The following is a 12,820-nucleotide window of genomic DNA, read 5'->3' as shown; positions in this document are numbered from 1 at the left end:
GGGCAGGGGCGGGGCAGGGGGTTAGGGGAGGGGGAGGATTAGGCAGGTGCTGGTGGCGTGGGCTGTCAGGCGGCCGGCGGCGTCGGTGATGCGGGCCTCGGCCAGGGCCGTGCGGCGGCCGCGTTGCAGCACCGTGCCCTCGCAGCGCAGGGTGCCGCTGGCGACGGTGACCGGGCGGAGGAACTTCACGTTGAGGTCCAGCGACGTGTAGCCGACGCCGGCCGGCAGGGTGGTGTGCACGGCGCACGCCGCGGCGGTGTCCAGCAGCGTGGAGAGCACGCCACCGTGGACGCTGCCGAGCGGGTTGTAGTGGAACTCCTGCGGGGTCAGTTCGACCACGACCCGACCCTCGTCGGCTTCCATCCGGCTCATGTCGAGAAGGTGCATCACCGGCGGCGCGGCCAGTTCGCCGGCGATCATCGCCCGGAGCATGTCCAGGCCGCTGCGTCGACCGACCTGGGCGGCGTTGACCGACGGGTCCGCCCAGGTAAAGGTACGGCTGCGCGCTGGTTCCTGCGTCTGCGTCATGGACGCAGCCTGGCAGCCGGTTGCTGAGTCTGTCAACGAGACTTAGCCTGGTCGGATGCGACCTGCGGCTCTGGACTGGTCAGTGGAGAACTGCACCATCGCCCGTGCGATGGAGATCCTCGGTGAGCGGTGGACGCTGGTGGTCCTGCGCGAGGTGTTCACCGGCGTACGCCGCTTCGACGACATGCGGGTGCGGACCGGCATTCCGCGCCAGGTGCTGACCAACCGGCTCGCCAGCCTGGTAGAGCAGGGCGTGCTCAGTCGCGAGCCGTACCGGGAGCCCGGCAGTCGCCTGCGCCACGAGTACCGGCTGACGGCGAAGGGTCTGGACCTGTGGCCGGTGCTGGTCGCCGTCCTCGGCTGGGGTGACCGGTACCTCGCCGACGCGGACGGCCCACCGCTGAGCGTCACCCACCGCGACTGCGGCGCCGAGGTACGCGCCGAGTTGCGCTGCGCCGACGGGCACGACGTCGGTCGGCCACGCGACGTGGTGCCCCGCCCGGGTCCCGGTGCCCGTCGCCGTACCCCCTGACCGACGGCGCCCATCACGCGCCGCGCCCCCCACGCGGCCCGCTCATCACGCGGCGCGCTCACCGGGCCGCGCTCATCACCCGGCGCTCGCCGTCGTGCCCGTCGCGGCGGGCGGTGCGCGCCGCGCCCGGTGCGCGGCAACGCATCGATGGTTGTTCACTTCCTGATGGGCCGGGCGTCGGTCGGGTGTGACGGTGCCTGTTCACCAGCGTGTCGAGGGTGTTGCGGCCGTGTGGCCGATCCAGGACGGTGAATTCGGGCGAATCCAAGCCTTGTTAATGATCTTAAGTATGTGAATACTTCAGTCTCAGCCGGCCGGTTTCCCCAGATCGGCCGGGTTGCCCTCGGGTCAGCCGCCCCCGGCGAGACCCGCTCCCCCGCCCAGGAGGTTGTTACATGCGACCCACGAGGTCCTCATTCCGTGTTGCGGCTACCGTCGCCGTTTCCGGAACCCTGGTCGTCGGCTCGCTGATCGGTGCGCCGGCTCAGGCCGCTCCCGCCGCGTCACCCGATGCCGCCGCCGCGATCGCCGCGGAACTCGGCGACCGCTCCGCCGGCTCGTACATCGACGCCAGCGGCAAGTCCGTCGTCACGGTGACCGACGCGGCCGCCGCCAGCAAGGCCAGCAAGGCCGGCGCCGTCGTCCGCTACGTCACCCGCGGCGCGGCCGAGCTCAACCGGGCCACCGCCGACCTGGAGCGCTCCGCCAAGATCCCCGGCACCGCCTGGTGGAGCGACCCGGTCACCAACCAGGTCGTCGTCTCCGTCGACAGCACCGTCACCGGGGCCAAGCTGGAGCGGGTCAAGGCCGCCGCCGCGCGGGCCAACGGCGCGGTCCGGGTCGAGGCCGAGGCGGGCGTGCTGAGCACCCGCATCTCCGGTGGTCAGGCCATCTACGCCGGTGGCGGCGGGCGTTGCTCGCTCGGCTTCAACGTGCGCAGCGGCAGCACCTACTCGTTCCTGACGGCCGGGCACTGCACCAACATCTCGTCGAGCTGGTACTCGAACTCCGCCCAGACCGCGCTGCTGGGCACCCGTACCGGCACCAGCTTCCCGGGCAACGACTACGGCATCGTGCGGCACAACAACTCGGCCAACGCGGCCGGCAACGTGTCCCTCTACAACGGCAGCTTCCGGGACATCACCGGCGCCGGCAACGCGTCCGTCGGCCAGGCGGTGCAGCGCTCCGGCAGCACCACCGGCCTGCGCAGCGGCTCGGTGACCGCCACCAACGCCACTGTGAACTACGCCGAGGGTTCGGTCTCCGGCCTGATCCGCACCAACGTCTGCGCCGAGCCGGGCGACAGCGGCGGCTCGCTCTTCGCCAACACCACCGCGCTGGGCCTGACCTCCGGTGGTAGCGGCAACTGCCGTACCGGCGGCACGACCTTCTTCCAGCCGGTCACCGAGGCGCTCAGCCGCTACGGCGTCAGCGTCTTCTGATCCACGCACCGCTCGCGGGCCGCCGGAACACTCCGGCGGCCCGCGTCGCGTTCACGGCCACCGGACCCCGCCGACACCGGCGAACGCGTCGGCGGTCAGCCGGGACCGGACGGTCTCGGCAGCAGCCGGGAGAACAGCACGGCGGCCAGCGGTGCGCCCGCCTCGGCGGCCGCCGCCAGGCGCTCGGTCAACCCGATCCACGCCCCGTCGGTGAAGAACTCGACGCCGAACCAGCCGACCAGACCGAGCAGGACCGCCGCCGCGGCGAGCGCCACCCGGCGTACGGGAGCCGGCCCGTCCTGCGGCCGATGGCGGTGCTCCCGGGCGAGGGGCGACGCGGCGCGACGGGGCACCGCCAGGGCCGGCCAGACGGCCAACGCGCCGAACGCCACCCCGGCGGCCACGACGTGCGTCGTCGAACTGCCCGTCGCGTTCTGCGGGAACACGGCCACCAGCACCGTCGCCAGCCCGCCCAACCCGAGCAGCCCGCGGCCCGCCCGTGCGGCGCTGACCAGGCCGAGCGCGGTCGTCAGGTGACAGAGGCCCAGGCCCGCCAGCCCGATCGTCATGATCCAGCGATGGTCCGCGCCGGTGGCGGCGAGCGCGCTGATGGTCTGCCGCACCGGGTCGAACCCGTCGGCCTGGGCGGCCTGCGCCACCGTCCAGCCGCCGATGAGGAACAGCGGTGCGCCGGCGGCCGACAGCAGAGCCCAACGGGGAACGGCGGACATCGGGCGATCGTAGCGGTGCGACCGGCGCGGTTCCCGGGCCGCGCGGTCCGGGCAGACGGACGACGCCGAGGGCGCCGCCCGTCGACGGGCTGAAGCCCTCACCGACCACGCGGGGGCGGCGACGCCAGACCGGGCGGGGCGGCGCCGGCTCACGTCCATCGGCGACGCCAGCTCAGGCCCGGTGGCGACGCCGGGTCAGGTTCGGCGGAGACTCACGGCAGCCGGTCGGGTCGCCCGGGGGCCGGCCCGCTCGGGGGTCCGAGTGGATCCGGGGGTACGACGCCGATGGTCGGCAGGTCCGGGCCCACCCGTACGGTGCCGTCGGCCGACCAGGCGAGGTGCGCCCGCCGGGCGGAGAGGAGCGCCAGCAGAGGCCAGAGGGAGACCGCCACCGCCGTCACCCGCTCGGCCAATCCGGTACGGGACCCGCTGGTCACCTCGAACGCGCACCAGCCGAAGAGCGCGAGCAGCACGAGCGTGGCGCTCAACCCCACCGACCGGCGGAACGCCCAGGGTGGCTCCGGCCGGTCGGGGTGTTCGGTGTCGTGGCCGCGCGGCAGCCGCAGCGCCGAACCGGCCGGCCAGAGCACCAGGGCGAGGACGGCCACCGTCGCCGTGACGCCGTGGCTGACCGAGCCGCCGACCGGCGGCCGGGGGAAGGCGACGAGCGCGATGGTGGCCACCCCGCCGATCGCGAGCAGGAAGCGGCTGGGCAGCCCGGCCGCGTGCAGGACGGCGGCAACGGACAGGTAGCAGCAGCCGAGCAGCACCAGGGCCACCACCATGATCCAGGCGTCGGTGGCGTCCTGCCCCGCCAGCTCGCTGATGGTGTCCCGGACCGGGTCGTACCCGACGGGCTGTCGGGCCTGGGCCACCGTCCAACCGGCCACCAGCAACACGGGCGCCGCCGCCCCCGTGGCGACGGCCCAGTTCGGTACGGGCCGCATTTCGCCACGTTAACCGCCGCGGCTGCCGGGGGAGTCGGGTTCGCCGGTCCACCCCACCAGCGAATCGTGCCGGCCTGCCGGGTGCCCGGAGGCGGGGCGGCCACCCCTGACAGAATGCGGGTGAGGACTGTTCCACGATGAGGAGTTGCCAGCCGTGATCCGTACCCACAATGCCGGAAGCCTGCGCGCCGCGGACGCCGGCTCGACGGTGACGCTCGCCGGCTGGGTGGCCCGCCGCCGCGACCACGGCGGGGTCATCTTCGTCGACCTGCGCGACGGTTCCGGTGTTGTCCAGGTGGTGTTCCGCGAGGAGGACGCGCACGCGCTGCGCAACGAGTTCTGCGTGAAGGTCGTCGGCGAGGTGACCCGCCGTCCGGCCGGCAACGAGAACCCGGAGCTGCCCACCGGTGAGGTCGAGGTGACAGCCGCCGAGCTGGAGGTGCTCTCCGAGGCGGCGCCGCTGCCACTGCCGGTGGACGACCAGATCGAGGCCGGCGACGACATCCGACTCCGGTACCGCTACCTGGACCTGCGGCGCAGCGGCCCGGCGAACGCGCTGCGGCTGCGCTCGCGCGCCAGCCAGCTCGCCCGGGGTGTGCTGCACGAGCGGGACTTCCTGGAGATCGAGACCCCGACGCTGACCCGTTCGACGCCCGAGGGCGCCCGCGACTTCCTGGTGCCGGTGCGCCTGCAGCCCGGCAGCTGGTACGCGCTGCCGCAGTCGCCGCAGCTGTTCAAGCAGCTGCTGATGGTCGGCGGCATGGAGCGGTACTACCAGATCGCCCGCTGCTACCGCGACGAGGACTTCCGCGCCGACCGGCAGCCGGAGTTCACCCAGCTCGACATCGAGATGTCGTTCGTCACCGAGGACGACGTGATCGACCTCGGCGAGGCGATCGTCTCGGCGCTGTGGAAGGACCTGGCCGGGCACGAGATCAGCCGGCCGATCCCGCGGATCACCTGGCACGACGCGATGGCCCGGTACGGCTCGGACAAGCCGGACCTGCGCTACGGCGTCGAGCTGACCGAGCTGACCGAGTACCTGCGCGGCACCGAGTTCCGGGTGTTCGCCGGGGCGATCGACGCGGGCGGCTACGTCGGCGCGGTGGTCATGCCGGGCGGCGCGGCGCAGAGCCGCAAGGAGCTGGACGGCTGGCAGGACTGGGCGAAGGCGCGGGGCGCGCGCGGCCTGGCGTACGTGGTGCTGGACGCCGAGACCGGCGAGGCGCGCGGCCCGGTGGCGAAGAACCTCTCCGCCGAGCACCTGGGCGGGCTCGCCGACGCGGTCGGCGCCAAGCCGGGCGACGCGGTCTTCTTCGCGGCGAGCGCCACCACCCGGGAGGCGCAGGAGCTGCTCGGGGCGGCCCGGGTCGAGATCGCCAAGCGGTCCGGCCTGATCGACGAGAGCGCCTGGGCGTTCTGCTGGGTGGTCGACGCGCCGATGTTCGAGCGCACTGACGAGGGTGGCTGGACGGCCGTGCACCACCCGTTCACCTCGCCGAACGCGGATTGGGTGGACCGGTTCGAGGAGGCTCCGGACCGGGCCCTGGCGTACGCGTACGACATCGTCTGCAACGGCAACGAGATCGGCGGCGGGTCGATCCGTATCCACCGGGGTGACGTGCAGAAGCGGGTCTTCGACCTGCTCGGCATCACCGCCGAGGAGGCGCAGGACAAGTTCGGCTTCCTGCTGGAGGCGTTCAAGTACGGCGCCCCGCCGCACGGCGGTATCGCCTTCGGCTGGGACCGGGTCTGCATGTTGCTCGCCGGCGCGGACTCGATCCGTGAGGTCATCGCGTTCCCGAAGACCCGGGGCGGCTTCGACCCGCTGACCAGTGCTCCCACCCCGATCACCGCCCAGCAGCGCGCCGAGGCCGGCATCGACGCCAAGCCCAAGCCGCCCGCGACGGCCCACGCCGGCACGGCAGGCCCGGCAGCCCCGGTAGCCGACCCGGTCTGACCCCCTTCGCGCCGTCGATCATGGGGTTGACGGGCCCGCGCCACGGCGTGTCGCTCGTTAACCTCATGATCGACGTCGGCGGCGGCAGGGGAGTGGGCTGGGATGCGGGTGCTTGTTGTCGGGGGTAGTGGGTTACTCGGGCGGTCGGTTTGTCGGCGGGGCCTCGGGCTTGGTTGGTCGGTTGTTGGGACGTTCTACTCCGGTGAGATCGACGTGCCGGGTGTCGAGGCGCGTCGGCTGGACGTGACCGACCGGGCCGCCGTGCGTGCGCTGGTCGCCCAGGTGCGGCCGGACGCCGTGGTCGGGACCCCCTATCGGTACGAGGACTGGACGGTCACCGCCGACGGGGCCGCGCACGTGGCGCTCGCCGCCGCCGAGGTGGGTGCCCGGCTGGTGCACCTGTCCAGCGATGCGCTGCACGCCGGACGACCCGTGCCGTACCTCGACGACGAGCCACCCACGCCGGTGCACGCGTACGGGGCTGCGAAGGCCGCCGCCGAGACCGCCGTGCGGGCGATCGACCCCGGCGCGGCGGTGGTGCGGACCTCGCTGATCGTGGGGGAGGGCAGCAAGCAGATCCAGCTCTGCCGGGACGCGCTCGCCGGCCGGGCCACCCTGTTCAGCGACGAGCTGCGCTGCCCGATCGACGTCACCGACCTGGCTGACGCCGTGCTGGAGCTGGTCGTCTCGTCGTACGCCGGTCTGCTCAACGTGGCCGGCGCGGACGCGGTCAGCCGGGTCGAGCTGGGTCTGCTGGTCGCCGAGCGGTACGGCCTGGATCCGGCCGGGTTGAAGAGCACCACCAGCGCGAGCAGCGGTCTGGTCCGTCCCCTTGACGTACGCCTGGACTCCACCCGTGCGGCCGGCCTGCTGCGCACCCGACTGCGCGGGGTACGCGACGTTCTCGCCCGCTGATTGCTGCACACTTCGTATGCACAACTATTGTGCATACGAAGTGTGCAGAGGTAGTGTGCAGTCATGGAGAACGATGGAGACGCTCCGCGGGCGGCGCTACGTGAGGTCCGCATCGACAAGAGGCAGGTCCGGGTCCTGGCACACCCGCTGCGAATGCGCCTGGTTGGCGCCCTGCGAGTGAAGGGGCCCGCCACCGCCACCACCCTCGCCGAGCTGCTCGGCACCAACACCGGCGCGACCAGCTACCACCTGCGCCAACTCGCCGAGGTCGGGCTCGTCGTCGAGGTTCCCGACCGGGGCAGCGGGCGGCAACGCTGGTGGCAGGCGGCGCACGACGTCACCAACTGGGAGCCGAGCGACTTCGACGACGACCCCGACGCCCGGGCCGCGATCGAGTGGATCCAGGGCGACCAGGTGCGTCTGCTCGCCGAGACCGCCGAGCGCTGGTTCGCCACCCAGCACGAGTGGTCACCCGCCTGGCGGGACGGCTTCGGCATGGGCGACATCTTCATGACCATCCCGCCGGCCCGCCTGGAGGAACTCAAGGCGGAGGTGTGGCAGGTGCTCGAGCGCTACCACCGCGAGGCCGAGCCCGACGCCGCCGCCGACCCGGAGGCCCGCCCGGTGCAGGTCTTCCTGGCCGCCTACCCCCTGCGCGACGGTCTCCAGTGAGCGCGAGGAGTGAGCCGGGTTTGCGAGCCCCGCAGTCGCGAACGGAAGGTGGCTGGGTGAGCGCGAGGAGTGAGCCGGGTTTGCGAGCCCCGCAGTCGCGAACGGAAGGTGGCTGGGTGAGCGCGAGGAGTGAGCCGGGTCTGCGAGCCCCGCAGTCGCTAACGGAGGTGGTGTCATGACCGCGTTGACCGTACGCCAGGTGCGGCGTCGTTACCTCACGCTCTACGGCCTGCGCTGGCTGCCCACCGGTCTGATGATCCCGGTCATGGTCCTGCTGATGCAGGAGCGCGGCCTGTCGCTGCCGCAGATCGGCCTGGTCTATACGGCGCAGGGCCTGCTGGTCCTGGCGCTGGAACTGCCCACCGGCGGTTTCGCGGACGCCCTCGGTCGCCGTCCGGTGCTGATCGTCGCCGGGGCGCTCAGCCTGGTCTCGTTGTCGTTGTTCGCGGTGGCCGACTCGTTCTGGATGTTCTTCCTGGTCTACGCCGTGCAGGGGGTCTACCGGGCGCTGGACAGCGGCCCGCTGGAGTCCTGGTACGTCGACGCCACACTGGCCGCCGACCCGACCGCCGAATACGAGCGGGGCCTCGGGCACGCCGGCGCCGTCTCCGGTGCGGCGATCGGCGGCGGTGCGCTGATCGGCGGTGGCCTCGTCGCGCTGGGCCCGATGGGACCGATCAGCGCGCTCACCGTGCCCGTGCTGGCCGCGATCGTCGCGCAGGCGCTCGCGCTGGTCGCGTTGCTCGCCCTGCTGGTCGAGCGGCGGCCGGCCACCGGATTCGTCGCCGTGCGGGCCTCGGTGGCCCAGGCGCCCCGGATGATCGGCGAGGCGATCGGGCTGCTGCGCCGGTCCCGCGTTCTGCTGGCCCTGGTGTCCGTCGAGCTGTTCTGGGGCTTCGGCATGATCACCTTCGAGTCGTTGCTGCCGGTACGACTCGCCGAGGTGGTCGGCGACCCGGAACGCGCCGCCGCCCTGCTCGGGCCGGCCAGCTCGGCCGCCTGGCTCGCCTCAGCTGCCGGTGCGGCGCTGACCCCGCTGCTGCTGCGCTGGTTCGGCGCGGCACCCAGTGCGGCCCTGCTGCGCATCCTCCAGGGTGTGACGGTGGTCGGGATGGGGCTGTTCGCCGGGCCGGTCGGCGTGCTGATCGCGTATCTGGCCTGCTACAGCGTGCACGGCGCGTCCAACCCGCTGCACAGTGGGCTGCTGCACCGGCAGGTCGACGGCCCGTACCGGACCAGCGTGCTCTCGCTGAACTCGATGATGGCGCAGCCGGCCGCCGCGCTCGGCGGGGTGGTGCTCACCGCGCTCGCCGCCAGCACCAGCATCAGCACCGCGATGGTGGTCGGCGCTGTGGTGTTGGCCGTCGCCGCCCCGCTCTACCTGCCCGCCTGGCTTGCCGGCCGTCGGGCCGCACCCGCCGTCGAGCCGACCGCGGTCCCGGTACCCGCCGCCGACCGTTAGCGACGATCCCTCGCCTGGCCGGCCGAAACGCCGGTCAGGCGAGGCGGACCGAGCTGAGCGGCAGGGTGTGGGTGAAGCCGAGCCGACGGTAGAGCCGGGCCGCGCCGACGTTGTGGGTGTAGACGCCGAGCCCCACGGTGTCGTGGCGCGCCAGCAGCGCCCGGGTCATCCCCGCGGTCAGGGACGCGCCCAGCCCTCGACCTCGTTGGTCGGGGGCGACGGTCAGGCCGGCGAGGAAGCCGATGTCACCCTGGCTGCGGTCCGCGCCGCACGCCACCAACCGGTCGCCGGCCCGGATGCCGTACCAGTCCACCACCCGTGGGTCTCCCGGGCGGGAGGTGCTGCTGGGGAACGACTGTTCGACCAGCGCCGCCAGCGCCGGCTGGTCGGCGTCGGTGAGGCGTACCACCGACTGCTCGTCCGGCTGCGTCGGCGGCGACGCGTCGGTCCAGTGGAAGTCCCAGTCGCTGTGCTCGGCCACCGCCAACCGGTCGGCCAGCAGAGCGCGATCGTGTCGCGGCAGGTGCAGCCGTTGTCCGGGCTGGAGCAACCCGTCGGCGGCGAGCGCGACACAGATCTCCAGCGCCGGTTCGGCCGGGCCGATCGCGCAGCCGACCGGTCCGTGCTCGGGCGGGACCAGCCACAGCACGGCGCCATCGCGCCGGTACGCGCGGGCCGGCACGGCCCCCCGGAGCGCGTGCCGGGCGAACGGGTGATGGCCGACGGCGGCCAGGATGGCGCTCCGGTCCTGGAGCCCCCGGTCGTCGATGATCATGCGGTTCAGCCTAGGAGGCCGGGGGTGGAACGTCCGCGCCGGGCCGGCGCGGGGTAGCCACCTCCACCGTGGAGATTGGCGAGTCGACCGATTGGGTACATCACGCGCCGACCTACTGGGAACCCCCACCGGAGGACCGACATGCTCGCCATTCTCGCGGCCATCGTCTTTGGCTTTGCCCTGCTGCTCGACCTGCTCGACACCAACTTCGGCGCACCCGACCTGTTCAACTGGAACACCCTGGTGCTCATCGGACTACTCCTGCTCTCGCTCTACCTGGCCGGCGTGGGCAGCGGCCCGCGCGGCGGTGGCGGCGGTGGCGGTGGCCGCTGGTACCGGGGTCGTCGCCCCGGGCGTGGCTGACCGGAACCGATCACTGGCAGCGGGCCCACGGCGCGATTCCGGCGTCGTGGGCCCGGCCCGGTACTGTCTTCGTGATGGAGTCCGACGCCCTCTTCTCCCTCGGTGAACCGACCGGGTCGCGCAGCGCGCCCGACGGTCCCGCCGGTGTCGACGGCTTCACCGCGGTGGCCGACGATTCGCCCCTGCCGGTCCGGATGCGCCCGGTCACCCTCGACGAGTTGGTCGGGCAGGAGCACCTGCTCGCTCCCGGTGCACCGCTGCGGCAACTGGTCTCCGGCGGGGCGCCGATGTCGGTGATCCTCTGGGGTCCGCCGGGCAGCGGCAAGACCACCATCGCGCACCTGGTGGCCGGGGCCACCGACCGCCGCTTCGTGGCCATGTCGGCGCTCTCCGCCGGGGTGAAGGACGTCCGGGCGGTGATCGAGACGGCCCGCCGCCAGCGCCGTTCCGGCGGCCCGCAGACAGTGCTCTTCATCGACGAGGTGCACCGGTTCAGCAAGACCCAACAGGATTCGCTGCTCGCCGCCGTCGAGGACCGCACTGTCACCCTCCTGGCGGCGACCACCGAGAACCCGTACTTCTCGGTCATCTCACCGTTGCTGTCGCGGTGCGTGCTGCTCACCCTGCAACCGTTGGACGACGAGGCGGTGCGGGGCCTGCTGCGCCGCGCGGTCGCCGACAAGCGCGGCCTGGACGGTGCGCTGACCCTCACCACCGAGGCCGAGGACCACCTGGTCCGGCTGGCCGCCGGTGACGTCCGCAAGGCCCTCACCGCACTGGAGGCGGCGGCGGCCTCCGCCACGGCCCTCGGCGGCGGGCGGATCGACCTGGCCACCGCCGAGCAGGCGGTCGACGTGGCGGCGGTGCGCTACGACCGCGACGGCGACGCCCACTACGACGTGGTCAGCGCCTTCATCAAGAGCATGCGCGGCTCGGACGTGGACGCCGCGGTGCACTGGCTGGCCCGCATGCTGGTCGCCGGTGAGGACGCCCGCTTCATCGCCCGTCGCCTGGTCATCTTCGCCAGCGAGGACGTGGGCATGGCCGACCCGACCGCGTTGAGCGTCGCCACCGCCGCCGCGCACGCTGTCGAGTACGTGGGCCTGCCCGAAGCGCAGCTCAACCTGGCCCAGGCGGTGATCCACCTGGCCACCGCGCCGAAGTCGAACTCGGCCACCACCGCCATCGGCGCCGCGATCGCCGACGTCCGGGCCGGTCGCGGTGGCCCGGTGCCCCGGGGGCTGCGCGACGCGCACTACGCCGGTGCGCGTGGGTTGGGCCACGGGACCGGCTACCGCTACCCGCACGACGACCAGCGCGGCGTGGTCACCCAGCAGTACGTTCCGGACGACCTGGTGGGCACCGACTACTACCAGCCCAGCCCACACGGCGCGGAGCGGTCGGTGGCCGGCCGGCTGCCGCTGCTGCGCCGGATCGTGCGTGGTCTGCCGGCCCCGGCCGCGCGGCCGACGCCGGCATCCGAGCCGTCCGTAACGGCGCAGAACGCGCCAGCGCTATCCCCGGGGGTCGCCCGTCCGACGACGGACACGGGTGCCCCCGGCATGATGCAGGACAGCGGCACCGACGCCGCAGGAGAGGGTCAACAGTGAGATCGCGTGGTGGGGACCGCCCGGACGAGGGCCCGGACGAGCGGCGCGATCCGCGTGCCAAGACCCGCCGGTGGGGTCGTGGCCGGGCGGCCGAGCCGGAGCCGGAGGAGCCGGTCGCCGGCGAGGAGTTCGGCTGGATCGACGACCTGCGCTCGGCCAAGCAGCAACGCACCGAGCTGGGCCCGGACGGCGCACCGGCGGAGCCGAACCGCCCCCGGGGCGGCATGCCGCCCGCAGACCCGGCCGGGCCGCCGGCCCAGGCCGCCCCGCGTACGCCGGCAGAGCCGCCCGGTGCGCGCGGCGGTGGGCCGGAGGCCTCGGCGCCGCCGACCCCGCGTCAGGGTGAGCCGGGCGTCGCCGCCCGTCGACCGGTCGACGGCCCCTGGCCGGGGGAGACGCCGCCAGCGGGCCGCCGCCCGGATGACCGGCCATCCGCCCCGGTCCCCGGCGCACCCGGGCAGCCACCGCGCCGAGGCGTGCAGCCGGTGCCGGGCGCCCGCGCCGCCGTACCGCCGTCTCCACCCACCGCCCGCCCGGGCGGGGGTGACCCGACCGGCCCGCAGGGGCCTCGCCCGGCACCCGACGTGCCCGGCGGCCCGGCTCGTTCTCGCGGTGCGGCGGCCCCTCCGGGCCCACCCGTGGGCCCACCGGTCTCCGGCGCGCCGGCCGGTCGTCGTCCGGACGCCGCTGTGGCGCCGGGCCGTCGTCCGGACACCGCCGGGCCCGGCGGACATCCCGACGCGATGCCGCCGCTGCGCCGTCCGGACGCCGGCCCGCCGGTCCGCCGACCCGGCCCGGAGCAGCCGGTCGAACCTGGCCGTGCCCGGCCGACCGCCGACGGCATGCCCGCCGGTCGACGTGCCGCCGGCCCGACACCCGACCC

Annotated in this window: 11 protein-coding genes and 2 pseudogenes; 9 read left to right on the top strand and 4 right to left on the bottom strand. The window is 73.8% G+C overall.

Annotation, left to right across the window (positions count from 1 at the left end; genetic code table 11):
• Positions 1–21 precede the first annotated feature (21 nt).
• On the bottom strand, positions 22–528 hold the full coding sequence (locus KBX26_RS31795) for a PaaI family thioesterase (protein WP_210867100.1): 507 nt from the start codon (positions 526–528) through the stop codon (positions 22–24).
• 55 nt (positions 529–583) lie between these two features.
• Here KBX26_RS31795 and KBX26_RS31790 point away from each other — a divergent pair, with 55 nt between their 5' ends.
• Together KBX26_RS31790 and KBX26_RS31785 are read left to right on the top strand one after the other, a co-directional pair.
• Entirely contained in the window at positions 584–1,060 is a 477-nt protein-coding gene (locus KBX26_RS31790) for a helix-turn-helix domain-containing protein (RefSeq protein WP_210863111.1), read from the top strand.
• Positions 1,061–1,455: 395 nt separating this feature from the next.
• Entirely contained in the window at positions 1,456–2,502 is a 1,047-nt protein-coding gene (locus tag KBX26_RS31785; protein ID WP_030335581.1) for a S1 family peptidase, read from the top strand.
• 95 nt (positions 2,503–2,597) lie between these two features.
• Here KBX26_RS31785 and KBX26_RS31780 read toward each other — a convergent pair whose 3' ends face one another.
• Both KBX26_RS31780 and KBX26_RS31775 read right to left on the bottom strand, forming a co-directional pair.
• Positions 2,598–3,233 carry a DUF998 domain-containing protein gene (locus KBX26_RS31780; protein WP_210867099.1) on the bottom strand — a complete coding sequence of 212 codons (636 nt, stop codon included), beginning with the start codon at positions 3,231–3,233 and terminating at the stop codon, positions 2,598–2,600.
• Between the two features lie 212 nt (positions 3,234–3,445).
• The gene (locus KBX26_RS31775) at positions 3,446–4,180 is read right to left on the bottom strand and encodes a DUF998 domain-containing protein (RefSeq protein ID WP_210867098.1); all 735 of its coding nucleotides are present in this window, start codon (positions 4,178–4,180) and stop codon (positions 3,446–3,448) included.
• 154 nt (positions 4,181–4,334) lie between these two features.
• Between KBX26_RS31775 and aspS the strand changes: the two genes are divergently transcribed.
• The 4 genes and pseudogenes from aspS to KBX26_RS31755 all read left to right on the top strand — a co-directional run.
• Positions 4,335–6,140, top strand: coding sequence for an aspartate--tRNA ligase (aspS, locus tag KBX26_RS31770; protein WP_210867097.1), 1,806 nt, complete (start codon positions 4,335–4,337; stop codon positions 6,138–6,140).
• A gap of 102 nt (positions 6,141–6,242) precedes the next feature.
• Positions 6,243–7,055: a sugar nucleotide-binding protein gene (locus KBX26_RS31765; RefSeq protein WP_210867096.1), complete on the top strand. Its 813-nt coding sequence runs from the start codon at positions 6,243–6,245 to the stop codon at positions 7,053–7,055.
• Between the two features lie 63 nt (positions 7,056–7,118).
• On the top strand, positions 7,119–7,727 hold the full coding sequence (locus KBX26_RS31760; RefSeq protein ID WP_030335592.1) for a transcriptional regulator: 609 nt from the start codon (positions 7,119–7,121) through the stop codon (positions 7,725–7,727).
• 175 nt (positions 7,728–7,902) lie between these two features.
• Positions 7,903–9,223, top strand: a pseudogene (locus KBX26_RS31755) (MFS transporter); the annotation flags it as partial.
• On the opposite strand, the gene KBX26_RS31750 reads toward KBX26_RS31755, so the two are convergent.
• Positions 9,224–9,964: a GNAT family N-acetyltransferase gene (locus tag KBX26_RS31750; RefSeq protein ID WP_030335595.1), complete on the bottom strand. Its 741-nt coding sequence runs from the start codon at positions 9,962–9,964 to the stop codon at positions 9,224–9,226.
• A gap of 141 nt (positions 9,965–10,105) precedes the next feature.
• Here KBX26_RS31750 and KBX26_RS31745 point away from each other — a divergent pair, with 141 nt between their 5' ends.
• From KBX26_RS31745 to KBX26_RS31735, 3 genes and pseudogenes are all read left to right on the top strand, one after another.
• Positions 10,106–10,327, top strand: a complete 222-nt coding sequence (locus tag KBX26_RS31745) for a hypothetical protein (protein ID WP_030335598.1) — start codon at positions 10,106–10,108, stop codon at positions 10,325–10,327.
• A gap of 74 nt (positions 10,328–10,401) precedes the next feature.
• Positions 10,402–11,937 carry a replication-associated recombination protein A gene (locus KBX26_RS31740; protein WP_030335599.1) on the top strand — a complete coding sequence of 512 codons (1,536 nt, stop codon included), beginning with the start codon at positions 10,402–10,404 and terminating at the stop codon, positions 11,935–11,937.
• A pseudogene (locus KBX26_RS31735) lies at positions 11,934–12,820 on the top strand (hypothetical protein); the annotation flags it as partial. The gene KBX26_RS31740 and the pseudogene KBX26_RS31735, both read left to right, overlap by 4 nt.

This window comes from Micromonospora sp. C97, assembly GCF_018070385.1.
In the GTDB taxonomy this organism is placed as follows: domain Bacteria; phylum Actinomycetota; class Actinomycetes; order Mycobacteriales; family Micromonosporaceae; genus Micromonospora; species Micromonospora parva.
Note: the sequence above shows the minus strand (reverse complement) of the source record. Positions and strands in the feature narration are given on the sequence as shown.

Bases quoted from the DNA above. Each gene is read 5' to 3' on its own strand.
- KBX26_RS31795 (WP_210867100.1), bottom strand. From the start codon at position 528: ATGACGCAGACGCAGGAACCAGCGCGCAGCCGTACCTTTACCTGGGCG.
- KBX26_RS31790 (WP_210863111.1), top strand. From the start codon at position 584: ATGCGACCTGCGGCTCTGGACTGGTCAGTGGAGAACTGCACCATCGCC.
- KBX26_RS31785 (WP_030335581.1), top strand. From the start codon at position 1,456: ATGCGACCCACGAGGTCCTCATTCCGTGTTGCGGCTACCGTCGCCGTT.
- KBX26_RS31780 (WP_210867099.1), bottom strand. From the start codon at position 3,233: ATGTCCGCCGTTCCCCGTTGGGCTCTGCTGTCGGCCGCCGGCGCACCG.
- KBX26_RS31775 (WP_210867098.1), bottom strand. From the start codon at position 4,180: ATGCGGCCCGTACCGAACTGGGCCGTCGCCACGGGGGCGGCGGCGCCC.
- KBX26_RS31765 (WP_210867096.1), top strand. From the start codon at position 6,243: ATGCGGGTGCTTGTTGTCGGGGGTAGTGGGTTACTCGGGCGGTCGGTT.
- KBX26_RS31760 (WP_030335592.1), top strand. From the start codon at position 7,119: ATGGAGAACGATGGAGACGCTCCGCGGGCGGCGCTACGTGAGGTCCGC.
- KBX26_RS31750 (WP_030335595.1), bottom strand. From the start codon at position 9,964: ATGATCATCGACGACCGGGGGCTCCAGGACCGGAGCGCCATCCTGGCC.
- KBX26_RS31745 (WP_030335598.1), top strand. From the start codon at position 10,106: ATGCTCGCCATTCTCGCGGCCATCGTCTTTGGCTTTGCCCTGCTGCTC.
- KBX26_RS31740 (WP_030335599.1), top strand. From the start codon at position 10,402: ATGGAGTCCGACGCCCTCTTCTCCCTCGGTGAACCGACCGGGTCGCGC.